Annotated in this window: 17 protein-coding genes and 3 tRNA genes; 10 read left to right on the plus strand and 10 right to left on the minus strand. The window is 56.4% G+C overall.

What is annotated here, in order from left to right:
• Positions 1 to 91 precede the first annotated feature (91 nt).
• The 4 genes from ppnN to xni all read left to right on the plus strand — a co-directional run bounded on the left by ppnN (position 92) and on the right by xni (position 5,567).
• Positions 92 to 1,456: a nucleotide 5'-monophosphate nucleosidase PpnN gene (ppnN, locus tag WM95_RS19865; protein ID WP_063408514.1), complete on the plus strand. Its 1,365-nt coding sequence runs from the start codon at positions 92 to 94 to the stop codon at positions 1,454 to 1,456.
• A gap of 514 nt (positions 1,457 to 1,970) precedes the next feature.
• Positions 1,971 to 3,266: an HAAAP family serine/threonine permease gene (locus WM95_RS19870; protein ID WP_059446901.1), complete on the plus strand. Its 1,296-nt coding sequence runs from the start codon at positions 1,971 to 1,973 to the stop codon at positions 3,264 to 3,266.
• A 65-nt stretch (positions 3,267 to 3,331) separates the two neighbouring features.
• Positions 3,332 to 4,699, plus strand: a complete 1,368-nt coding sequence (gene sdaB, locus WM95_RS19875; protein WP_045355758.1) for an L-serine ammonia-lyase II — start codon at positions 3,332 to 3,334, stop codon at positions 4,697 to 4,699.
• A 112-nt stretch (positions 4,700 to 4,811) separates the two neighbouring features.
• Positions 4,812 to 5,567: a flap endonuclease Xni gene (gene xni, locus WM95_RS19880; RefSeq protein WP_059446902.1), complete on the plus strand. Its 756-nt coding sequence runs from the start codon at positions 4,812 to 4,814 to the stop codon at positions 5,565 to 5,567.
• Between the two features lie 107 nt (positions 5,568 to 5,674).
• On the opposite strand, the gene rlmM is transcribed toward xni, so the two are convergent.
• From rlmM to WM95_RS19900, 4 genes are all read right to left on the minus strand, one after another.
• Positions 5,675 to 6,775, minus strand: a complete 1,101-nt coding sequence (gene rlmM, locus WM95_RS19885; protein ID WP_023309030.1) for a 23S rRNA (cytidine(2498)-2'-O)-methyltransferase RlmM — start codon at positions 6,773 to 6,775, stop codon at positions 5,675 to 5,677.
• Positions 6,768 to 7,163: a DUF423 domain-containing protein gene (locus WM95_RS19890; RefSeq protein ID WP_023309031.1), complete on the minus strand. Its 396-nt coding sequence runs from the start codon at positions 7,161 to 7,163 to the stop codon at positions 6,768 to 6,770. Before WM95_RS19890 ends, rlmM begins: the two co-directional genes overlap by 8 nt.
• Positions 7,164 to 7,202: 39 nt before the next feature.
• Positions 7,203 to 8,120, minus strand: a complete 918-nt coding sequence (gcvA, locus tag WM95_RS19895; protein WP_023309032.1) for a glycine cleavage system transcriptional regulator GcvA — start codon at positions 8,118 to 8,120, stop codon at positions 7,203 to 7,205.
• Positions 8,121 to 8,469: 349 nt separating this feature from the next.
• A complete protein-coding gene (locus tag WM95_RS19900; protein ID WP_008499648.1) occupies positions 8,470 to 8,697 on the minus strand; it encodes a YgdI/YgdR family lipoprotein in 228 nt (75 codons plus the stop codon).
• A 192-nt stretch (positions 8,698 to 8,889) separates the two neighbouring features.
• Here WM95_RS19900 and csdA point away from each other — a divergent pair, with 192 nt between their 5' ends.
• The gene (gene csdA / locus WM95_RS19905; RefSeq protein ID WP_063408515.1) at positions 8,890 to 10,095 is read left to right on the plus strand and encodes a cysteine desulfurase CsdA; all 1,206 of its coding nucleotides are present in this window, start codon (positions 8,890 to 8,892) and stop codon (positions 10,093 to 10,095) included.
• Complete coding sequence (gene csdE, locus WM95_RS19910) at positions 10,095 to 10,541, plus strand: cysteine desulfurase sulfur acceptor subunit CsdE (protein ID WP_023309034.1); 447 nt, start codon at positions 10,095 to 10,097, stop codon at positions 10,539 to 10,541. Before csdA ends, csdE begins: the two co-directional genes overlap by 1 nt.
• Here the strand turns inward: csdE and tcdA are convergent.
• Together tcdA and mltA are read right to left on the minus strand one after the other, a co-directional pair.
• Complete coding sequence (gene tcdA / locus WM95_RS19915; protein ID WP_008499651.1) at positions 10,532 to 11,338, minus strand: tRNA cyclic N6-threonylcarbamoyladenosine(37) synthase TcdA; 807 nt, start codon at positions 11,336 to 11,338, stop codon at positions 10,532 to 10,534. The genes csdE and tcdA overlap by 10 nt on opposite strands.
• A gap of 75 nt (positions 11,339 to 11,413) precedes the next feature.
• A complete protein-coding gene (gene mltA, locus WM95_RS19920) occupies positions 11,414 to 12,511 on the minus strand; it encodes a murein transglycosylase A (RefSeq protein ID WP_023309035.1) in 1,098 nt (365 codons plus the stop codon).
• Between the two features lie 208 nt (positions 12,512 to 12,719).
• Here mltA and WM95_RS19925 point away from each other — a divergent pair.
• The 3 genes from WM95_RS19925 to WM95_RS19935 all read left to right on the plus strand — a co-directional run bounded on the left by WM95_RS19925 (position 12,720) and on the right by WM95_RS19935 (position 13,038).
• Positions 12,720 to 12,796, plus strand: a tRNA-Met gene (locus WM95_RS19925).
• Between the two features lie 44 nt (positions 12,797 to 12,840).
• Positions 12,841 to 12,917: transfer RNA gene (locus WM95_RS19930), tRNA-Met, on the plus strand.
• 44 nt (positions 12,918 to 12,961) lie between these two features.
• Positions 12,962 to 13,038 (plus strand) — tRNA-Met (locus WM95_RS19935).
• A gap of 87 nt (positions 13,039 to 13,125) precedes the next feature.
• Here the strand turns inward: WM95_RS19935 and amiC are convergent.
• Complete coding sequence (gene amiC / locus WM95_RS19940; RefSeq protein WP_023309036.1) at positions 13,126 to 14,379, minus strand: N-acetylmuramoyl-L-alanine amidase AmiC; 1,254 nt, start codon at positions 14,377 to 14,379, stop codon at positions 13,126 to 13,128.
• A 227-nt stretch (positions 14,380 to 14,606) separates the two neighbouring features.
• Between amiC and argA the strand changes: the two genes are divergently transcribed.
• Complete coding sequence (gene argA / locus WM95_RS19945) at positions 14,607 to 15,938, plus strand: amino-acid N-acetyltransferase (RefSeq protein ID WP_023309037.1); 1,332 nt, start codon at positions 14,607 to 14,609, stop codon at positions 15,936 to 15,938.
• 54 nt (positions 15,939 to 15,992) lie between these two features.
• On the opposite strand, the gene recD is transcribed toward argA, so the two are convergent.
• Genes recD through ptrA form a run of 3 tightly spaced genes read right to left on the minus strand, consistent with a single transcriptional unit; the run spans position 15,993 to position 24,216 of the window.
• Positions 15,993 to 17,813 (minus strand): exodeoxyribonuclease V subunit alpha, encoded by a 1,821-nt coding sequence (recD, locus tag WM95_RS19950; protein ID WP_063408187.1) that lies wholly within the window; start codon positions 17,811 to 17,813, stop codon positions 15,993 to 15,995.
• Entirely contained in the window at positions 17,810 to 21,352 is a 3,543-nt protein-coding gene (recB, locus tag WM95_RS19955) for an exodeoxyribonuclease V subunit beta (protein WP_063408188.1), read from the minus strand. Before recB ends, recD begins: the two co-directional genes overlap by 4 nt.
• Positions 21,349 to 24,216: a pitrilysin gene (gene ptrA / locus WM95_RS19960; RefSeq protein WP_045404597.1), complete on the minus strand. Its 2,868-nt coding sequence runs from the start codon at positions 24,214 to 24,216 to the stop codon at positions 21,349 to 21,351. Before ptrA ends, recB begins: the two co-directional genes overlap by 4 nt.
• Positions 24,217 to 24,306 lie beyond the last annotated feature (90 nt).

The raw sequence follows: 24,306 nt of genomic DNA on the forward strand, positions 1-24,306 counted from the left end.
GTATCTTCCGCGCTTTAGGTTGTGAAACGTCACGCGCCAGGGCTATTGTAATCAACAGGGAAAGACGATAATCGTCCCGTAAGGAGCTCACTTGATTACACATATTAGCCCGCTTGGCTCAATGGATATGTTGTCGCAGCTGGAAGTGGACATGCTTAAGCGCACGGCCAGCAGCGATCTTTATCAACTGTTTCGTAACTGTTCACTTGCCGTACTGAACTCCGGAAGCCTGACAGATAACAGTAAAGAACTGCTGTCCCGCTTCGAAAGCTTTGATATCAACGTGCTGCGCCGCGAGCGTGGCGTGAAGCTTGAAGTCATCAACCCGCCGGAAGAGGCCTTTGTCGACGGGCACATCATTCGTTCACTTCAGGCTAACCTGTTTGCCGTGCTGCGTGACATCCTGTTTGTTAACGGGCAGATCCACAACGCAGGCCGTTTCCAGCATCTCGACCTGGAAAGCTCGGTCCATATCACCAACCTGGTGTTCTCCATTTTGCGTAACGCCCGTGCCCTGCACGTTGGCGAAGCGCCGAACATGGTCGTCTGCTGGGGCGGTCACTCCATTAACGAAACTGAATATCTTTATGCGCGTCGGGTGGGCACCCAGCTCGGCCTGCGCGAGCTGAATATCTGTACCGGCTGCGGTCCGGGTGCGATGGAAGCGCCAATGAAAGGTGCCGCAGTAGGTCACGCGCAGCAGCGTTATAAAGAGGGGCGGTTTATCGGCATGACCGAGCCGTCAATCATAGCCGCTGAGCCGCCTAACCCGCTGGTTAACGAGCTGATTATCATGCCGGATATCGAGAAACGTCTTGAAGCGTTTGTCCGTATCGCCCACGGCATTATCATCTTCCCGGGCGGCGTGGGGACAGCGGAAGAGCTGCTCTATCTGCTGGGTATTCTGATGAACCCGGCCAACAAAGATCAGGTTCTGCCGCTGATCCTGACCGGGCCAAAAGAGAGCGCCGACTACTTCCGCGTGCTGGACGAGTTTATCGTGCACACGCTGGGCGAAGCCGCGCGTCGTCACTATCGCATCATCATTGACGATGCCGCGGAAGTGGCTCGCCAGATGAAAAAAGCGATGCCGCTGGTAAAAGAAAACCGTCGTGATACCGGCGATGCGTACAGCTTTAACTGGTCAATCCGTATCGCGCCGGACCTGCAGATCCCGTTCGAGCCAACGCACGAAAATATGGCGAACCTGAAACTCTATCCGGACCAGCCGGTGGAAGTCCTGGCTGCCGATCTGCGTCGTGCCTTCTCCGGGATTGTGGCGGGCAACGTCAAAGAGATGGGCATCCGCGCCATTGAACAGTACGGTCCATACAAGATCCACGGCGACCCGGAGATGATGCGCCGCATGGACGACATGCTGCAGGGCTTTGTCGCCCAGCACCGCATGAAGCTGCCGGGCTCAGCCTATATTCCTTGCTACGAAATCTGCACATAGCGCTCAGCAGCATCTGATCAAAGCCGGGTCGCCTGTTGCGCGTCCCGGCTTTTTTATTACCGAGGTAATTCATACGCATCACTTATGTCTTTTACAAACTATGCGCAAACGCAAACGATTACCTGGTTTTTTCAACCGTAAATTATCAGCCTTAATCCAAATTACCTGCCAGAAAATACTAAAAACCCATTTCTTTACAGCTAAAGACACCTATATCACGGGCCAGTCTTTCAGCTCACATGTCGTTGGTGGTAGCCTTCGCGCCCGTAAATTCTCTTTGGCGTTTTTTTAACAGATAAATGGTCTAAAGATGCCCACATCATAAGTGGATTATTGCATTTGGGATCAGGATCACTGATAGATTCATAACTAGAATGTATCTTTCCGCCCGCCAATAGTTACGGGCGAAAATTATTAAAAAACCGTCACTGAACGAATTTCATATTACCGTCAGGCACTTTTTCATCGGATTTGACTAAAAAACCTGACAATTCGCTTCCTCCAGGAGATACAGATGGAAACCACTCAAACCAGCACCGTTGCTTCGATTGAATCCCGAAGTGGTTGGCGCAAAACGGATACCATGTGGATGCTTGGCCTTTACGGCACAGCAATCGGCGCTGGTGTACTGTTCCTTCCTATCAACGCAGGCGTCGGCGGTCTGATTCCGCTGATCATTATGGCTATCATTGCTTTCCCGATGACCTTCTTCGCACACCGCGGTCTGACCCGCTTCGTGCTGTCCGGTAAAAACCCGGGCGAAGACATCACTGAAGTTGTTGAAGAGCATTTCGGCGTTGGCGCAGGTAAACTTATTACCCTGCTCTACTTCTTCGCGATTTACCCTATCCTGCTGGTCTACAGCGTGGCAATCACCAACACCGTTGAAAGCTTCATGATGCACCAGCTGCACATGACGCCGCCGCCGCGTGCGATTCTGTCTCTGATCCTGATCGTGGGCATGATGACCATCGTTCGCTTCGGTGAGCAGATGATTGTGAAAGCAATGAGCGTACTGGTCTTCCCGTTCGTTATTGCTCTGATGGTACTGGCTTTCTACCTGATCCCACAGTGGAACGGCGCAGCGCTGGAAACCCTGTCCCTGAGCAGCGCATCGGCAACCGGTAACGGCCTGCTGATGACCCTCTGGCTGGCGATTCCGGTGATGGTGTTCTCCTTCAACCACTCCCCAATCATCTCCTCTTTCGCCGTGGCGAAACGTGAAGAGTACGGTAATGGCGCAGAGAAGAAGTGCTCCAGCATCCTGGCGCGCGCTCACATCATGATGGTACTGACCGTTATGTTCTTCGTCTTCAGCTGCGTACTGAGCCTCTCCCCGGCGGATCTGGCGGCAGCGAAAGAGCAGAACATCTCTATTCTGTCTTACCTGGCGAACCACTTTAACGCACCGGTCATTGCGTGGATGGCACCAATCATCGCGATTATCGCCATCACCAAATCCTTCCTGGGCCACTACCTCGGCGCGCGTGAAGGCTTCAACGGTATGGTGATTAAATCTCTGCGCGGTAAAGGCAAGAGCATTGAAATCAACAAGCTGAACAAAATCACTGCACTGTTTATGCTGCTCACCACCTGGGCGGTAGCGACCCTGAACCCAAGCATCCTGGGCATGATTGAAACCCTGGGCGGCCCGGTCATCGCAATGATTCTGTTCCTGATGCCGATGTACGCGATTCAGAAAGTCCCTGCTATGCGCAAGTACAGCGGTCATGTGAGCAACGTCTTTGTGGTTATCATGGGTCTTATCGCAATCTCTGCGATCTTCTACTCCCTGTATACCATGTTCTGATTATCACCCGCGCCGTCTTCTGACGGCGCACTCCTCCCTCTCTGACTGAAAGCAATGGACGCATCATGATTAGCGTATTCGATATCTTCAAAATCGGTATTGGTCCTTCCAGCTCTCACACCGTCGGACCAATGAAAGCCGGTAAGCAGTTCACGGATGACTTGATTGCACGCGGCATCTTGCATGACGTTACCCGCGTGGTTGTCGATGTATACGGCTCGCTTTCCCTGACCGGGAAAGGCCACCATACCGATATCGCCATTATCATGGGCCTGGCGGGAAACCTGCCGGATACCGTTGATATTGATGCGATCCCTGGCTTTATCCAGGACGTGAACACCCACGGGCGCCTGCTGCTGGCGAACGGCGAGCATGAGGTTGAATTCCCGGTTGACCATTGCATGAATTTCCATGCGGACAACCTGTCGCTGCACGAAAACGGCATGCGCATCACCGCGCTGGCCGGCGACAAAGCGGTATACAGCCAGACGTATTACTCTATCGGCGGCGGCTTTATCGTCGACGAAGACCACTTTGGTCAAACCAATACCTCTTCTGTCGAAGTGCCGTATCCGTACAAAACGGCGGCGGATCTTCAGCGTCACTGCCAGGAGACGGGCCTTTCCCTCTCCGGCCTGATGATGAAAAACGAGCTGGCACTTCACAGTAAAGAAGAGCTCGAACAGCACTTCACTAACGTCTGGGAAGTGATGCGCGGCGGTATTGAGCGCGGGATCACCACCGAAGGCGTTCTGCCGGGCAAGCTTCGCGTGCCGCGTCGCGCTGCTGCGCTGCGCCGTATGCTGGTGAGCACCGACAAAACGACGACGGACCCGATGGCCGTTGTAGACTGGATCAACATGTTCGCCCTGGCGGTAAACGAAGAGAACGCCGCAGGGGGCCGCGTGGTCACCGCGCCGACTAACGGCGCCTGCGGTATCGTTCCGGCGGTGCTGGCGTACTACGACAAGTTTATCCGTGAAGTGAACGCGAACTCGCTGGCGCGCTACCTGCTGGTCGCCAGTGCGATTGGTTCGCTGTATAAGATGAACGCGTCTATTTCCGGTGCGGAAGTGGGCTGTCAGGGTGAAGTCGGCGTGGCGTGCTCCATGGCGGCGGCGGGTCTGGCCGAACTGCTGGGTGCAAGCCCGACACAGGTGTGCATTGCTGCGGAAATCGGCATGGAACATAACCTGGGACTGACCTGTGACCCGGTTGCCGGACAGGTACAGGTACCGTGCATTGAACGTAACGCGATTGCCTCAGTGAAGGCGGTGAACGCGGCACGTATGGCGCTGCGCCGCACCAGCGAGCCGCGCGTCTGTCTCGATAAGGTTATCGAAACCATGTACGAAACAGGTAAAGATATGAACGCCAAATACCGCGAAACCTCTCGCGGCGGCCTGGCGATGAAGATCGTGACCTGCGATTAAGCCCCTCAGGAAGCCTCGTTTTGCGAGGCTTCTTCCTGTTTTCCCCACCATTCATAGTTTCACGCTGCTGACAGTGTTACCCTTTACGCATGAGATAGAAGGGAGATTATCTGTGGCCGTTCATTTACTTATCGTCGATGCTCTTAACCTGATCCGTCGTATCCATGCGGTACAGGGGACGCCTTGTAAAGACACCTGTCTGCACGCGCTGGAACAGCTTATCCGCCACAGTGAGCCCACCCATGCGGTCGCGGTATTTGATGACGAAGCCCGCAACACGGGCTGGCGACACCAGCGTCTACCTGACTACAAAGCCGGACGCGCCCCGATGCCGGACGCTCTTCACGCTGAATTGCCCATGCTGCGCGCTGCATTTGAACAGCGGGGCGTTCCCTGCTGGGGTGCACAGGGAAATGAAGCAGACGATCTCGCGGCCACCCTGGCCGTAAAGGTGGCAAGCGCCGGACATCAGGCCACTATCGTTTCAACTGACAAAGGCTACTGCCAGCTGCTCTCCCCGACTATCCGCATTCGCGACTATTTTCAAAAACGCTGGCTGGACGCGCCGTTTATTGCCAGCGAGTTCGGCGTCTCGCCTGAGCAACTGCCGGATTACTGGGGGCTGGCAGGCATCAGCAGTTCTAAGGTTCCGGGTGTCGCCGGTATTGGGCCGAAGAGCGCCGCGCAGCTGCTGACCGATTTTCAGAGTCTGGAAGGGATTTACGCCCGTCTGGATGAGGTACCGGAAAAGTGGCGCAAGAAGCTGGAGGCGCATAAAGAGATGGCGTTTATCTGCCGGGAGATCGCAACGCTACAGACGGATTTACAGCTGGACGGGAATTTACAGCAGCTGCGGTTAGAACGTTAATATCCCCTCACCCTAACCCTCTCCCCATGGGGGAGAGGGAATTTCTCGGTGCGGTCTTTTCCTCCTCGCCCCTTTGGGAGAGGGCCGGGGTGAGGGCAATCAGCGGACTATCGCTCGTCGCGACGTCCGCCGACCGCAGCCCACCAGCGACGAATATGCACCGTCACCTCTTCACGGTCGTGGTACAGCTGACGCGCCTGGATCTCCACGTTAATTCCGTGTTCATCCATCTGCTCCTGAATGTAGGCCAGGTTCTGCGACACTTCCTCATAGCGCTTTTTCATCGGCAGCTTGAGGTTGAAAATGGTCTCACGACACCAGCCGTTGACCAGCCAGGAGGCCATCAGCGCGGCCACTTTTGCCGGTTTCTCAACCATATCGCACACCATCCACGAGATGTTGTTACGGTTCGGGCGATAGCGGAATCCGTCTTCACGCAGCCATGTGACCTGCCCGGTGTCCATCAGGCTTTGCGCCATTGGACCGTTATCAACGGACGATACCCACATATTGCGTTTCACCAGCTGATAGGTCCAGCCGCCCGGGCACGCGCCAAGGTCGACGGCGTACATGCCGTTTGCCAGACGCTCATCCCACTCATCTGCCGGGATAAAAACGTGGAACGCCTCCTCCAGCTTGAGCGTGGAACGGCTTGGCGCATCGGACGGGAAGCGCAAACGCGGAATACCCATAAAGAAGGGAGAGTTGTTGGTGGTGTACGAATAGCCTGTATAGCAGCAGCCCGGTGCGATAAAGAAGATATGCACCACCGGACGCTTCGGCGTTTCGTAGTTCGTCAGCACGCCCGCATCACGCAGCGCCGCACGCAGCGGCACGGTGAACTTACGGCAGAACTTCATCAGCTCTTTACTTTCGTTGGTATCCGCCACTTCAACGCGCAGATCGCCGCCCTTCTCCACCACGCCCTGCAGCATGCCGACAATAGGCGTGATGCGGTCTTCCGGCGGAAGATCCTTCAGCAGCTCACCCGCGACAAACATCTGGCGAGCAAAGATCAGCGAGCTGAACGGCAGCTCGCGCGCCAGCTTGTCCGCGTCTTCAGGCTGATAGCACTCGAATACCACATAGCCCGCGTTTTCTTTTACACGGGCAAAGCCGAAGACTTCGCGCTTCGCCGCTTTATCGGTAATTTCCGCCGCGCACTCTTTCTCAAACCCCGGGCGACAATATAAAACAACCTTATTCATGAACAACGCCCTTGCGTTTCAGACGGATAGCTCCGATAAACATTAATACCCAACCCGCCAGGAAGCTGAAGCCGCCGACAGGTGTAACGAACGCCCACAGGCGCAAATGTGAGAGCGCAAGGCAGTACAGGCTACCGCTGAACAACACGGTACCCAGCGCCATAAACACGCTGCTCCAGTAAAACCAGATACTGATACGACGCTGCATCGCCACCGCCAGCCCAAAAATAGCCAGCGTGTGGAACGCCTGATATTCAAGGCCGGTCTGGATCCAGCCCATCTCTACTGCGCCCAAAGACTTGCTTAATACATGTGCGCCAAAGGCGCCCAGTGCAACAAAAATAAAGCCACTCACCGCGGCAAAAATCAGCATGAATCGGCTGGTCATGTTTAAGTCCTGAGTTGATGCGTGCCCGGCACACAAACGTTATTGCTCATACCTGAAGCGGAATTTTTCTTGCTCGGTTGCCGCTTTCGCCAGTATCCACTGCCGGAAGGCGGCTATTTTACCCAGTTCTGCCTGACTGTCATGACAAACCAGATAAAACGCATTCTTGCTGACCAGTACATCATTAAAAGGGCAAACCAGGCGGCCTGCCTCAATTTCGGACTGCGCCATGACGTTGTTCGCCAACGCCACGCCCTGCCCGTGAATGGCAGCCTGTAACACCATCGCACTGTGGCTAAAAATGGGTCCCTGCTGCACGTTAATATGTGTAAGACCTAATTGACGGGTATAAGTTTGCCAGTCGCGGCGAGAGGCATCATGCAAAAGCGTATGCTGAGCCAGATCAGCGGGTGACTTCAGCGCCTTCTCACCTGTTAACAGCAGAGGAGAACAGACCGGCAGGAGATATTCTGCGTATAATTTTTCAACGCGCAAGCCCGGCCAGTTACCGCGACCATAAAAAATGGCGACATCTACGTCATCGGCCAGCTTGTCCTCCTGACGATCTACCGCCTGGATTCGAACGTCGATCCCCGGATAAGCTGAGTTAAAGCTTGAGAGCCTTGGCACCAGCCAATGAATAGCAAAACTGGGCAATAAACTGACGGTCAGAGCACCTTTTGCACTCCGAGCCTGCAGCTTACGAGTGGCTTCCGTAAGCTGGGAAAAAATCTCTTTAATATCCTGAAAATAGCTCTGCCCCTCTTCGGTCAACAGCAACGAACGGTTGCGTCGACGAAACAGCTTAAGGCCCAGAAAATCCTCCAGAGACTTGATTTGGTGACTTACTGCGGCCTGTGTCACAAAAAGCTCATCTGCCGCGCGGGTGAAGCTTAGGTGACGTGCTGCTGCATCAAAAACACGTAATGCATTAAGGGGTGGCAATCGCTTTGACATGGTTATCTGGCTTAGATGTTAACGGGTTTTAACAAACAGGAAACAACGTTTAACCTATTAGTTTTTTTTATCTGAGCCATTATAATTTGTCCGTTGAGGAACTACCAGCAAATACCTATAGTGGCGGCACTTCCTGAGCCGGAACGAAGAGCTTTTTTCGGAATGCGTGTTCTGAAGGGCTTTTGGCTTACGGTTGTGATGTTGTGTTGTTGTGTTTGCAATTGGTCTGCGATTCAGACCACGGTAGCAACGCTACCAATTTTTCACTTCCTGTACATTTACCCTGTCTGTCCATAGTGATTAATGTAGCACCGCCAATTTGCGGTGCTTTTTTTTCGCCTGCGATCTGTTAATGCTCGATCTCTTTCATCTCTTTCACGTCCGTGCGGTTGATCTGCTGCTTGTTCCCGTTAGCATCTTTGTACGAAATCATCCCGGTATCATTATCGGTAGTCGGTTTCCCTTCCGAAACGATAGAACGACCATCGTTGGTGTGCATCACGTAGTTGTTACCAGAACACGCGCTCAGGGCAAAAGTAAACGCACAGGCAGAAATGATTGCAGCTGTCTTATTCATGATTATTCTCCTTTAGCAATTAATGCTATTCAAACCTCGATTTATAACAGGCTAAAACATCCGCCTAACACTATTTAGCATAACCTGCTTTTTTGAAGTCGTAAGGATAAGCAGACAATTCTGATAGATATCAACCTCCTTGCCCTGCCGCTGAAATTGCGCGACGATCGCTATATTGAAATGAGGAATCCCATGAACGCTTTCAGTCCTGCGCAGTTCCGCGCACAGTTTCCGGCTCTGGCCGATGCCGGTATTTACCTGGATAGCGCCGCCACCGCCCTTAAGCCACAGGCGGTGATTGAGGCCACGCAGCAGTTCTACAGCCTGAGCGCCGGGAACGTGCATCGCAGCCAGTTTGCCGAAGCCCAGCGATTAACCGCGCGCTACGAAGCCGCACGCGATCAGGTCGCGCGCCTGATCAATGCCGAAAGCGGGAAAAACATCGTCTGGACGCGCGGCACCACCGAAGCCATCAATATGGTGGCCCAGTGCTACGCGCGCCCGCTGCTTCAGCCGGGCGATGAGATCGTCGTCAGCGAGGCGGAACATCACGCCAACCTTGTGCCATGGCTGATGGTGGCCGAGCAAACGGGTGCGCGCGTGGTGAAACTCCCACTGGGTGCAGACCTTCTGCCCGACGTGGCACGTCTCCCCGAACTGATTACCCCTCGCAGCCGCATTCTGGCGCTCGGACAGATGTCGAACGTCACGGGAGGTTGCCCGGACCTGGCTCAGGCTATTTGCATTGCCCATGCAAGCGGGATGGTGGTGATGGTCGACGGCGCTCAGGGCGTAGTGCACTTCCCCGCTGATGTGCAGGCGCTTGATATTGATTTCTATGCCTTCTCAGGGCATAAGCTCTACGGGCCAACCGGTATTGGGGCGTTGTACGGCAAGCCTGAACTGCTGGCAAAAATGACGCCGTGGCTGGGTGGCGGCAAAATGATCACCGAAGTGTCGTTCGATGGCTTCAAAACTCAGGATGTTCCCTATCGCCTGGAGGCCGGTACGCCGAACGTGGCGGGGGTGATTGGCTTAAGCGCGGCGCTGGAGTGGCTGGCAGAAACAGACATCGTTCAGGCTGAAAGCTGGACCCGGGGGCTGGCGACGCTGGCAGAGGAAGAACTCAAAAAGCGCCCGGGTTTCCGCTCGTTCCGCGTTCAGGATTCAAGCCTGCTCGCCTTTGATTTTGCGGGCGTACATCACAGCGACATGGTGACGCTGCTGGCCGGGTACGGCATTGCCCTGCGTGCCGGACAGCACTGCGCCCAGTCGCTGCTGGCGGCGCTTGGCGTTAACGGTACGCTGCGCGCCTCGTTTGCGCCGTATAATACCCAAAGCGATGTCGACGCGCTGGTTGCCGCCGTTGACCGCGCCCTTGAAATACTGGTGGATTAATGACTAGCGCTGCTTTAGCCGGACATCCGTTTGGCACCGTCATCACAGAAGAGACCTTAAAACAGACCTTCGCCCCGCTCCAGCAGTGGGAAGATAAATATCGACAGCTGATCCTGCTGGGTAAACAGCTCCCTGCCCTTTCAGACGATCTTAAAGCGCAGGCGAAAGAGATCGCAGGCTGTGAAAACCGCGTCTGGCTGGGCGTGAGCGTCTCCGGCGAGACGCTGCACTTCTTCGGCGACAGCGAAGGCCGCATCGTCCGGGGCCTGCTGGCCGTATTGCTGACCGCTGTGGAAGGGAAAAGCGCGGCGGAATTGCTGGCACATTCGCCGCTGGCGTTATTTGATGAGCTTGGGCTGCGCGCGCAGCTCAGCGCCTCGCGCGGTCAGGGGTTGATCGCACTCAGCGACGCGGTACTGGATGCCGCACGTCAGGCTCAGGCCTGACGTTCCGCCTTCGCCATCATTTTCTTGAGGGCGTGAGACACCGCCACAAAGCCGAAGGAGGCGGTCACCATGGTGGCCGCACCAAAACCTGAGGCGCAATCCATTCGTTTTGGCCCTTCCGCCGTGCTTTTCATCGCGCAGACTGAACCATCCGCCTGCGGGTAGACCAGCGCTTCCGTCGAGAACACGCAGTCGACGCCGAGCTTGCCTTTGCTGTTTTTCACCACGTTGAAGTCGCTCTTCAGGCGTTCACGCAGCTTGGCCGCCAGCGGATCCTGAATGGTTTTCGCCAGATCGGCCACCTGGATCTGCGTCGGATCGATTTGTCCGCCCGCGCCACCGGTGGTCACCAGTGGGACCTTGTAACGACGGCAGTAGGCGATCAGCGCCGCTTTTGGCCGCACGCTGTCGATGGCGTCAATCACATAGCTGTAGCCTTTGCTCATGTACTCCGCGACGTTATCTGCCGTCACAAAGTCGTCGATCACCGTCACGCGGCACTCCGGGTTGATGAGACGAATACGCTCCGCCATCACCTCGGATTTTGCCAGGCCGACGCTATCGCGCAGAGCATGGATTTGACGGTTGGTGTTGGTGACGCAAACGTCATCCATGTCAATCAGGGTAATTGCGCCAATACCGGTTCTCGCCAGCGCTTCTGCCGCCCACGACCCCACACCACCAATGCCCACGACGCAGACGTGCGCATCCGCAAACAGCTGCAGGGCTTTTTCACCATATAAACGTGCCGTCCCGCCAAAACGCTGGCGCCAGGCGTCGCTGATTACCACAGACATAAGACCTCAGATGTAAAAAGGGTGAGGTTTTCCTCACCCTGAACAGTAATCCGTATTGTGCTCAGAATATCACAATCAGCCGCTGAATACGTTTCCAGCACCTGGCGCCGCCTTCAGTACCCACACGCGTCCGTAGTGGTTATACCAGCCCGCGCGATGGCCTGCGTCAGGGCCAATACCCTGATAGATGTCGAAGTGCTGGCCTTTAATTGCCCCGCCGACGTCCAGCGCCACCATCAGACGCAGCTCATACTGACCGTTGAACTTGCCGTTATTGTCCAGCAGAGGGACTTCAGCCAGCAGCGTGGTGCCTGCAGGAATAATCGAACGATCCGATGCTACCGACGCGCGGCCAATCAGGGGAACTGCACTCGCCCCTTTCACCGGCGCGAAGTTTTGCGGTTTGAAGAAGACGAACGACGGGTTCTGCTCCAGCAGCTCGCGCACCTCGGCTTCGCTGTGTTTCTCGCCCCACTCGCGGATCGCCTGCATCGACATATCTTCTTTCTTCACTTCGCCGCGGTCGATCAGCACCTTACCGATACTGCGATAGGCGTGGCCGTTTTTACCGGAATAGCTGAAGAAGTTAAGCGGCGACCCGTCGCCAAAATCAATGTAGCCGCTGCCCTGAACGTCCATGATGAAGTTATCCATCAGGGAGTTGCTGTAGGCCAGAACGTAGTTTTCGCTTAGCGCACCGGCGTAGATCTCAGCGCGAGACGGCAGACGACCGCGTTTTGGCGGCATACGGTAGATAGGGTACTGGAACTCGCCCTGACGCGAGTGCCGTGCCTGGATAACCGGGGTGTAGTAGCCGGTAAACTGGACGTTGCCGTAGTTATCGGCCCCTTCCATCTGCCAGGCGTCGATACCAAACTGGCGCATGTTGCGCGTATCGCCGCCTGCTTTCAGCCAGTCCTGGACCGCGTTATACACGCTACTCTGGGTACCATACAGACGCGGCGACGCGTTGCGGATCTGGTAGACCTGCTCGGAGAAATCACCGGCATTAATCGGTGCGCCGACGGCATCAGGCTGATTAACTAAAGAGAAAGGCTGGGATAACTTCCCGTCTTTATACTGTTGACCGCGATCGGTCGGTTTGGAAGAACAGGCCGCAAGAATCGCTACCATTGCGCCCGCCATCAGATACTTCGCCCAACGTCCTTTCATTATATCTCGTCTTTAAGTTGCCCATTTCCGCGTGATGAAGATAACAAACCGCCAGGGCTAATGAAATGCGATCGCATGCCCTTTGGCAAATTTTGCGCAAAAAATAGTCCAAACAGAGCCATGTCGTTCAATTTGCATACAAAATCATGATTTATGTGAAAAAGGGGTTGCATCACAAACCTATCCGAGTATAGTGCGCATCCACGGACGCGGGGTGGAGCAGCCTGGTAGCTCGTCGGGCTCATAACCCGAAGGTCGTCGGTTCAAATCCGGCCCCCGCAACCAATTAAAATTTGATGAAGTATCTTCTACGACTGTAGAAAGACGGACGCGGGGTGGAGCAGCCTGGTAGCTCGTCGGGCTCATAACCCGAAGGTCGTCGGTTCAAATCCGGCCCCCGCAACCAATCAAATTTGAAGAAGTAAGTTTCTACACGAGTAGAAAGACGGACGCGGGGTGGAGCAGCCTGGTAGCTCGTCGGGCTCATAACCCGAAGGTCGTCGGTTCAAATCCGGCCCCCGCAACCAACACTTCTAAAACAATAAACACCCTCAAGGGTGTTTTTTTGTATCTGTCGTTTGTGAATTTGCCGGGCGTTTACCCGGCTGAAAGCGTTATCCGCGTCGCGCCAGCGTCGCCCCGTCAGAGAAATACGCCCGTATCCCCGCCAGAATCGACTCCGCAACCTCCTGCTGGAATTTTGCCGTCTTGAGCTTACGCTCCTCTTCGACGTTACTGATAAACGCGGTTTCGACCAGGATGGACGGGATATCCGGTGCTTTGAGTACCGCAAACCCGGCCTGTTCAACGCTGTTTTTATGCAGCTTATTGATGTTGCCCAGCTTGCCCAGCACCGCTTTACCAAACTTCAGGCTGTCGTTAATGGTCAGCGACTGCACCATATCGAACATAGTGTGGTCGACGTAGCGGTCACCGCTTTTGCTCACGCCGCCAATCAGGTCAGAGGCGTTCTGGGTGTCAGCCAGATATCTTGCTGCGGTACTGGTCGCGCCTTTGGTTGAGAGCGCGAACACCGACGAGCCGCTTGGCTGGCGGCTGGTAAAGGCATCCGCATGGATCGACACGAACAAATCGGCGCGCTGCTTCTGCGCTTTCGCCACCCGGACCTTCAGCGGAATAAAGATATCTTCATTGCGCGTCATATAGGCGCGCATATTACCTTCTTTATCAATCAACGCCTTCAGGCGGCGGGCAATTTGCAGCACAACGTCTTTTTCACGCGTGCGGTATTTCCCCACCGCGCCGGAGTCTTCACCGCCGTGTCCGGGATCGAGCATGATCACAATCGGACGATCGCGCCCTGCTTTCCCCGGCTGCGGACCGCTTTGCGCAGGTGGAACCTGACGCTGCAAGTCGCCCTTGTTGTAATCCTCCAGCAGGGCAAGAAGCGGATCCTGAATATCCGTTGCGTTGGCCGGGTAGAGATCCATCACCAGGCGCTCTTTAAACGTCGCAACGGGCGCCAGGGCAAACAGCTGCGGCTTAACGTTCTGCTTCAGTTCAAACACCATGCGCACGGTTTGCGGATCAAACTGCCCGACGCGAGCCGATTTAATAAACGGATCGTCACCGCGGATCTGCGCCGCCATCCCTTTCAGCACGGAGTTGAGGTTAACGCCTTCGAGATCCACCACCACGCGTTCCGGGTTGCTGAGGGCAAATTGCTTATATTTCAGCACGCGATTGGATTCGACCGTCACGCGCGTATAGGTCGACGACGGCCAGACGCGCACCGCCACCACCTGACTCGTGGCGGCAAGACCGACCTGACTGACGCTAAGCAACCACATTGCCCCGGCCCCTTTTAACAAACGGCGGCGGCTTATTGCTGAATTGGATCCCGACATGCTTCTCCCGAGCAAGAACACTGACTGATATACAAAATGTCCAGATTGACCGAAAACTTTAACGAATGACGCATAAACTGTCATCTATAAAAGGGTAAACAATCATACGCTAACGCACGGATTACTTACCAATTTCTGTGGGTCGCGGAAAATTTGCACTTGCACACGCGACCACAATCGAATAAAAATACAGAAATTACGAATAAACATTCATTAAGGGTTGTGCCATGGTGAAGGAACGTAGAACCGAACTGGTCCAGGGATTCCGCCATTCTGTTCCCTATATCAACGCCCATCGGGGAAAAACGTTTGTCATCATGCTTGGCGGCGAAGCCATTGAGCATGAAAATTTTTCCAGCATCGTCAATGACATTGGCCTGCTGCACAGCCTCGGGATCCGCCTGGTGGTGGTGTATGGCGCGCGTCCGCAGATCGACGCCAACCTGGCCGCTCACCACCACGAGCCGATTTACCACAAACACACCCGCGTCACCGATGCCAAAACCCTGGAGCTGGTGAAACAGGCGGCGGGTCTGCTGCAGCTGGATATTACCGCGCGTCTCTCCATGAGCCTGAACAATACGCCGCTGCAGGGGGCGCATATCAACGTCGTGAGCGGCAACTTTATCATTGCCCAGCCGCTCGGCGTGGACGATGGCGTGGATTACTGCCACAGCGGCCGTATCCGTCGTATTGATGAGGAAGCTATTCACCGCCAGCTGGACAGCGGCGCCATCGTTCTGATGGGCCCGGTCGCCGTTTCCGTGACCGGCGAAAGCTTTAACCTGACGTCCGAAGAGATCGCCACGCAGCTGGCGATCAAGCTGAAGGCGGAAAAAATGATTGGGTTCTGCTCCTCCCAGGGCGTCGTGGACGCTGAAGGAACAATCGTACCGGAACTCTTCCCGAATGAAGCCCAGGCCCGCGTGGAAGCGCTGGAAGCCGAAGGTGATTACCACTCCGGCACCGTCCGCTTCCTGCGTGGCGCCGTGAAGGCCTGCCGCAGCGGCGTGCGCCGCAGCCACCTGATCAGCTATCAGGAAGACGGGGCCCTGCTGCAGGAGCTATTCTCCCGCGACGGTATTGGTACGCAGATTGTGATGGAGAGTGCGGAGCAGATCCGCCGCGCCACCATCAATGACATCGGCGGCATTCTGGAGCTGATCCGCCCGCTGGAACAGCAGGGTATTCTGGTGCGTCGCTCACGCGAACAGCTGGAGATGGAGATCGACAAATTCACCATTATTCAGCGCGATAACCTGACCATTGCCTGCGCCGCGCTCTATCCGTTCCCGGAAGAGAAGATCGGTGAAATGGCCTGCGTGGCGGTGCATCCTGATTACCGTAGCTCTTCACGCGGCGAAATGCTGCTTGAACGCGTGGCGGCACAGGCGCGCCAGATGGGGCTAAGCAAGCTGTTCGTCCTGACGACGCGCAGCATTCACTGGTTCCAGGAGCGCGGATTCACGCCGGTGGATATCGATTCTCTGCCGGAAACGAAGAAAGAGATGTACAACTATCAGCGTCGTTCAAAGGTGCTGATGGCTGACCTGGGATAATACAACGCTTGCCGGGTAGCGCTGCGCGTACCCGGCCTGGATCTCTGGCGTTGTTCAGAGTGACTCAAATATCGCGCCCAGCCCGCTTCGGCGTTCCGTTCGGGTGGCGATCGCCTGCACCAGCACCCGTTCATCGGTATAGAGCGACAGGCGCTGACGCGCGCGCGTAATGGCGGTATAGATCAGCTCGCGGGTAACGACGGGTGAAAGCTGCGTGGGCAGGATCAGCGCCGCATGGTTAAACTCGGAGCCCTGGGATTTATGCACCGTCATCGCCCAGGCGGTTTCATGCTCGGGTAAACGGCTGGGCTGGAAGGACTTCACGCTCCCGTCCGGCATCTGGAACCAGACGCGCAGGCCCTGACCGCAGTCGAGCGCAATCCCGATATCCCCATTAAACAACCCCAGCGCGCTGTCGTTGCGGGAGATCATCACCGGTCGCCCTTCATACCAGCGCGAGTGCGGGGTACGGTTAATTTTGCGTTTTTGCGCCAGCAGCTGTTCCAGCCTGTCGTTGAGACCCCGGACGCCAAAGGGGCCTTCCCTCAGCGCACAGAGCAGCTGATACTCGCCAAACGCGGCAATGACCTGCTCCGGCGTACTTTGCTGTTGTACGCCCGTCAGAAAGTGCTGGTACCCCTGCAGGGCGTCGTCCAGCATCGCCTGATACTCTTCCCCGCTTTGCAGCGATTTTTTCTCTATATCCGTAAAGGTACCGTCAAACACCGCAGTGGTGGTGCGCCGGTCGCCCCGGTTCACCGCTGCCGCAAGCTGGCCGATGCCGGAGTCGCTGCCGAAACGGTAGCTTTTTTGCAGCAGACACAGGCTGTCGCGCAGCGCCCCTGCCAGCGAATGGTTTTCAGAGGTGAGCGAACATCCGGTGAGACGGGCTAACTCCTGCGCGCGTTCAGCGGTATATCCCAGGCTGGCATAGGTGCAGATATCCCCCAATACGGCTCCCGCCTCAACGGAGGCAAGCTGGTCGCGATCGCCGAGGAAAATGACACGCGCGTGCGGCGGTAGCGCATCGATCAAACGCGACATCATAGTCAGGTCAATCATCGACGCTTCATCCACCACCAGCACGTCAAGGTGCAATGGATTACCGGCATGATAGCGCAGACGCTGGCTACCCGGCTGTGCGCCAAGCAAACGGTGCAGCGTGCTGGCTTCATTGGGGAAAAGCGCAAGCTGCTCCCCGGTTAGCGGCAGCTTTTGCAGCGCGCCGCCTAACGACTCCGTCAGACGTGCCGCGGCTTTACCGGTGGGGGCCGCCAGGCGAATACGGCACTTTTGCTCACCCGAGAGCTGAATCAGCGCGGCAAGCAGTTTTGCCACGGTGGTCGTTTTCCCGGTGCCCGGGCCGCCAGAAATCACCGAGATCCGTCGCGTTAAGGCCACGGCTGCCGCCACTTTCTGCCAGTCTGTCGCGTCGTCAGCGGTAAACAGCGTATCCAGCGTTTGCCGGAGCTGCGCTTCATCGCAGGGAAGCGGGGCGTTAGTCTCGCTGAAGAAGCGCGCTACCGTCAGTTCGTTACGCCACAGCCGGTTAAGATACAAACGCTCGCCGACAAGGATCATTGGCGTCCCGGTATCGGCTCCGCTCACGGCAGGCGAGCCGAGTAATATCCCCTGCCAGTCCACTGCGTCACCCAGCAGCGCGAAACACGCCTGTAAAGCCGGAGGCATTTTCTCATCCACCGCCAGACGCGACAGCGGCAGACATACGTGCCCTTCCCCAGCGTCTTTACTCAGAATGGCGGCGGCAAGCATGACGGCAGGCTCCTCGCCTGCCACCATCATGGCGAACTGCACATCCAGGTGACGCAATAATCGTTGTTCAACCGCGTCCAGCAGTAGCGCCTGCATCGTCATGCCACCTCCTCCGTGCCTGCAGCAAACAGGTTATCCATTTTTTCAATCAGTTCCGCAGCCGGACGCGTGCTAAAGACGCCGGAATGCGGGTCGTTAGCATCCACTCCGCGCAGGAACAGGTAAATTACGCCGCCAAAATGCGCTTCGTAGCGGTAATCGGCCATGCGATGGCGCAGGTAACGGTGCAGCGCAAGGGTGTAAAGCTGGTACTGCAGATCGTAGCGATGCATTTGCATTGCCGAGGCCATCGCGTCCTGGGTGTAGGCTTCGCTGCTTTCACCCAGCCAGTTTGATTTGTAATCCAGCAGGTAGTAGCGCCCTTCGTGGCGGAAAACCAGGTCGATAAAGCCTTTGAGCATCCCCTGCACCTGGCGGAAGTTCAGCGGCGGACATCCGGCGGATAACGGATCGTACTCGCGGATCAGCGCATCAAGCGCCTCGGCCCTGAGCGGGCTGGCGATGGGGAGATAAAACTCCATCTCCACCTGCTTATCTTTGGCGGTCAACTGGTTCAGCGAGATCCCCTGCGTCGTGAGCGGCGCGTGCAGTACCGCGCGGATCCAGTCGGTGAGAACCGGCTGCCACTGTGCGTCGTAGCCGCCACTCTGTAACATCTTCAGCACCCACTCTTCCGATACCGGCTGGGTAAAATCCAGCTCTTCAAACAGGCTATGCAAAAACGTGCCCGGCGAGGCGCCGCGCGGGAACTGGTGCGGCGTGAGCACCGGCTCAACAGGTACGCTACCGGCTCCTGCGGCATCCACGTCCAGTTTTGGCATCAGATCCTGCGCAATACTCTGCCCGTGCTGCTGCAAACCGGAATAGCTGGTGACCCGCCAGTCGTCGGCAATAGTACGTACCACCTGACGGGCATGGAGCTGTGAGTCACTCAGCTCCGGCATCTGCCAGCGGCTGTTGTCGGGCTGCGACGGAATATGCAGGGCAACATGCTCTGTGCAAAGAGATTCGATGCACTGGCGCAGGCCCGCCGCGTCTTTGGGTTCACCATGCTGAATAAGCCGCCCCAGCGCGCTCAGATGAAAATCGCTCTCCCCGGTCTTTTCGCCACGGCGACGGAACAGAGGCGCAACGCCCAGGCTGCAGTGCCAGACCGAACGGGTCAGCGCCACGTAAAGCAGGCGCAGGTCTTCCGCCAGACGCTCGGCTTCAGCCAGCTCAACGCTGGACTCCGCGTTGCTGAGATCGAGCACCGCCTCAAAAGATTCGCGATCGTGGTAAAAGGCCTGATCCTGCACGCGATAATTGGCGATAAACGGCAGCCAGACCAGCGGATATTCCAGGCCTTTCGACTTGTGAATGGTGACGATCTGCACCAGATGTTTATCACTCTCAAGGCGCATCTGCTGGCTGGACGAATTACTGTTCGGATCGGCAATCTGCTGCGCCAGCCAGCGCACGAGGGCGTGTTCGCTCTCCAGCTGCGTACCGGCTTCCTGCAGCAGTTCGCTGATATGTAAAATATCGGTCAAACGGCGCTCGCCGCCTGCTGTCGCCAGCATATTCTCGGCAATGTGGCGCTGTGCCATGAGCTCGCGCACCATCGCCATGACTCCACGCTTCTGCCATTTTTCGCGGTAGCGAACAAACTCTTCTACCACGGCATCCCACGCGGCTTCGTCATTGTTGAGCGCATCGATATCCCGCGCGTTCAGCCCGAGCATCGCGCTCGCCAGTGCGCTACGCAGCGTGCTTTCCCGCTCCGGAGCCAGCACGGCCTGCAGCAGCCATAGCATCTCCTGCGCTTCCAGCGTTTCAAAGACGCTGTCGCGGTTTGAGAGGTAGACGGAGGGGATATTTAGTAACGTCAGGGCGTCGCGGATGAGCGCGGCCTCCTGACGGCTGCGCACCAGCACCGTGATATCGGATGCCTTTACCGGAGTTGGTTTATCCCCCTTCCACAGCAGCGCTTTACCGTGCGCGCCCGCGCTGAGCCAGTCGCGGATTTGTGCGGCACAGTGCTGGGCCATGGCATTTTGATAGTCGGCAACGCCGCAGCCTTCCCCGTCCAGCAGCCAGAAGTTCATGGCAGGCTGCGTCTCGCCGTTGAACTCGAAGCGCAACGAGGCATTTTTCTCGGCAAACTTTACCGGCTGAAACGGGATCTCCCGGAACATAAACGCCGTATCCATGCGGCTGAAGAGCGCGTTGACGCTTTCCACCATGCCGGGAGAGGAGCGCCAGTTAGTATCGAGAGTGTAGTGCGCGTCAACTTCGCTACGGGCTTTCATGTAAGTGAAAATATCCGCACCGCGGAAGGCGTAGATGGCCTGTTTCGGATCGCCGATTAATAGCAGCGCGGTACCGGGCTGCTGGCGCCAGATACGGCGGAAAATGCGGTATTGCTGAGGGTCGGTATCCTGAAATTCGTCAATCATCGCCACCGGGAAGCGGGTCCGGATCGCGGCGGCAAGCGCTTCGCCATTTTCACTGCACAGCGCCGCATCGAGGCGGCTCAGCATGTCGTCAAACCCCAGCTCACCCCGGCGGCGTTTTTCACGCGCGACGGCTTCGCGAATTTCCGTCATGGCGCGGGCGATCATCAGATCGTTGAGCGTTAAGGGCTCAGCCAGCAGGGTTTCAATCGCCACAAACAGGGGATGCTCAGGCACAATGCCGTCGGATTTGGTCCGCTCAACCAGGAAACGCCGGGAGAATTTCTCCAGCGCGTCCGGGAGCTGGTAGCCTCGCGTCTCCTCCTGCGCCCAGGCGCTGATCTTGTCGATCCATTTTCCCTGGTTGCCACGGTTAAACTTGCGTCGGTCAATCCCGGAATTTTCGATGATTGCGTCAATCTCGCCAACGGACTCCATCCATTTTTGCTTGATGTCGGCAATTTGCGCGATGATTTTTTCATGCCGTGAGGCCAGGGTTTCATCCGCTGGCGGCGGGGATTTGATGACCGGCGCTTCGCCCTGCAGGTAACGATCGATAGCGCGCAGCAGCGCCTCCGGGCCCTTCCACAGCGCATGTACCGCTTCGGCGATATCGCGCTGTAACGGGTAGCAGTGGCGACGCCAGAAATCCGCACAGGCCTGATAGCGAAGCACGGATTCATCTTCAATGAGCTGCTGTTCAAACAGCATTCCGGATTCAAATGCATTCAGGCTCAGCATGCGCTGGCAAAAACCGTGAATGGTGAAGACGGACGCTTCATCCATCTGCCGTTCAGCGAGGAGCAGCCACTGGGCGGCCTGTTGCTTATCGGCAATCTCTTCCAGAAGGCTCGCGTAGAGAGGGTTATCCGTGCTCTGACGCAGACAGGCGATGCGCAGCTCGTGGATATTGCTGCGAATACGGCCCCGCAGCTCAGCGGTGGCAGCCTCGGTGAAGGTGACTACCAGCAGCTCTTCCACGCTCAAAGGGCGTGGAAAAGCGGCGTTGCCGCCAAGCCCCAGCAGCAGACGCAGGTACAGGGCGGCAATAGTGAAGGTTTTTCCCGTTCCCGCTGAGGCTTCAATCAATCGTTCACCCTGCAGAGGTAAACGTAAGGGATCAAGGGACTCAGCGGTATCGGTCATTCTTTCTTACTCCAGGGCATAGATTGCTGCAGCGCGCTGACGCTCTTCCAGACTTTCCAGCCTTTCGGGTTCACGTACTCCGTTTTCCCGTTCTGGCTACCGGAAACCTGGGACAGAATGGTCATACCCTGCGGCTTAATGACCGCCTGATGGAAGAAGTCGGCAACCTTCTGCGGCGTCAGCTGTTTTATCTCGGCCACTACTTTATCACGCGAATCAAATTTCAGATTACCGCGATCGAAATCTTTGCTCAGCTGCGAGGCTTCTTCACCCAGCGTCTGCGGCGGCTGCATCACCTGTGCGATGACGGCCTGCTGGATCTGCGCAAACTCTTCCGGCTTCATGGCGCGGAGTTTCGCTTCCACCTGCGGGAAGAAGGCCTGGTAACGCTTCCAGAGATACGCCGGCTGTTTATCGCTGCTTTGCAGCAGGAAACCCAGCCCCCACTGTCGGCCTACGTTCATGGAGAAGGCAAACACCGCGTAGCCAAGCTGCTCCTCAGTGCGTAACTGGTTGTAGAACCACGGCTGAATAATTTGCCCCAGCACGGCACTCTGTGCTGAGCTGGCGAATTCATCATAGCCCGTTGGCACAAATACCGCGGCCAGCGCGGAGTCCGTGCTGTTACCCGCCTTTTCAAAAATCACATTCTGTTTTTTCTCAACCAGCACGTCCTGGTTTCGGCACCACTCGTCGCCTTTCGAACCGAGCTGAGCGCGTACATTCTCTGCCAGGGTTTTGGCCTGGTCCTCACTCATGTTGCCGACGATCAGGAACTCCGGGCGCGTGTTGGTTTTCAGCGCGTCACGGTAAGCCAGCACGTCTTTTAAGGTGATCGAAGGCAACAGCGCGCGGCGGTCCTCTCGCTGGAAATAAGGAACTTGCGACAGCATTTGCGCCGGCATAAGCGCCAGATCGTAAGCTTTGCCCTTCTCCGCAGAATCCATCATCTGCGCATACCACGATTTGGCCTGCTCAAGCTGCTCTTCCGTCGGCGTATAGCTGAAATAACCCTCCAGCAGTGCCTGGAACAGCTGAGGCAAACGCTGGGTATAGCCGTTTGCATTGAGCATCAAACCGTTGTTGGCGTTGGTGGAGAAGCTGATCCCGCCCACGGCCGCCTGGTTGCTGAGCTGATCGAGCGCAATCCCGGCGAGATAGTCATTGAGCGCGAACATCACCTGATTTTTAGCGCTGTTCATCGCTTTCGGGTTACGCAGCACCACGCTGACATCGGCCTTTGGCTCGCTTGCGAAATAGCGGCTAGGGGTATACACCACGCGTAGCGTAGGCTCATCAACGATCAGCGCCGGGTGCGGATAATCTTGAGTCGTTTTGGTCAGCGAGAAGTCATCCGGAATATAGGGGTTCAGCTCCGGCAGCTTCAACGCAATCTCCCCGGCCTTCTTCTGCCAGTCGGCGAAGGTCTGTGCGCTGATTTTGTCCACCTGATAAGGAGCATCGACAAAATACGCCGTCTTGTTATGCGGTTCGTTCGGGCTGATGTACCAGATGCGGGCATTCTCCGGCGTCATCATCGCCAGGCGGGCTTTCACCGCATCGGCATCATACCGGTCGGCAATATTGACCGCATCGAGGGTGTGCTCCACCGGCACGCGGATCATGGTATCCGCCAGCCACTCAACGTAATCCATGTCGCGGGTAATGGACGGGTAACGGAAATCGAGATCCAGCACGTGCGCGAGCTCATCAAAGTAGCGCTTATCGACGCCTTTCTCACGCAGTAAAGAGAGGTAGCTGAAGATCGCAGCCACCACTTCGTCACGGTTCGCCAGGCCCTTGTCGGTCAGGGTGGCGGAGATCGCCAGCACGCCGCTATTGCCGTTCACAACCGGATCGGAGTCGGCGCGAATACCTTCCACGAGCCCCTGTTTTTGCAGCCAGTCAGAAAGCGTACCCGGACTACGGTTACCTATCAGGTAGGTCACCAGCTCATCGGTTTTACTGCGAAACTTTGCGGTGTTGTTATCGATGCGGAATTCCACGCGCAGCACTTTGCGCGGCAGCGCAGGCACGTAGTGGATCACAATGCCCTTTTGCGCGTCCGTGACCACCGGTACGTCTATCTGCGGCAGGTCGATATTTTTATTCGGCACCCGACCAAACGTTTTAGCCGCCATGCCTGCCAGTTCTGGCAACGGTTTATTGCTGTAGATGACCGCTTTCATCAGGTTGGCGGAGTAGTATTTATCGCGAAACGCGTGCAGGGCATCAAGCACCGGGCTGTTCGGTTTGTCGCTTAACGTCTCCAGGTTACCGCCGGAGAAGCGCGAACCCGGGTGCGCAGGGTTGATGGTTTCGGCGCTGACCTGGGCCATGCGCATACCGTCTCGCGTGCGGGCAAGGGTCAACTCAGCATTGACGGCATTGCGTTCACGGTCGGCATATTTTTTATCCAGCAGGGGGGCTGCGATGGAATCAGCAAGGCGGTCGACCGCGCCTTCCAGCGCATCATTTTCGACTTCAAGATAAAAGGCCGTGCGGTACGGTGCCGTACTGGCATTGTGGCTGCCGCCATGCATTTTCAAAAATTCGGACAGGCTATCTGGCTGCGGGTATTTTTTTGACCCCATCAGCGTCATATGTTCCAGATAGTGTGCAAGCCCAGGATGCGCGTCAGGATCTTCCAGCGATCCAACCGGCACCACTAATGCCGAGAGGGACTTCACCGCCTGCGGATCGGAAACCAGCAGCACAGTCATGCCGTTATCAAGACGAATAGCCTGATATTGACGAGTATCTTTTTCGCTTTTACGAATAGTTTCCTGAACGGGTTGCCAACCGGAGTCTGCCTGAGTGACAGGTACCCAGAGGGCGAAAAACAAAACAAACGCTTTAAACAAGGTGCTACCTCTTTATCACGGCTACATCATTAACACATTGCGTGCTGGACACGCCAACATCTCTTTATGGGGTACATCAGTCCGTGATAA

This window comes from Enterobacter cloacae complex sp. ECNIH7 (genome assembly GCF_002208095.1).
Taxonomy (GTDB): domain Bacteria; phylum Pseudomonadota; class Gammaproteobacteria; order Enterobacterales; family Enterobacteriaceae; genus Enterobacter; species Enterobacter cloacae_M.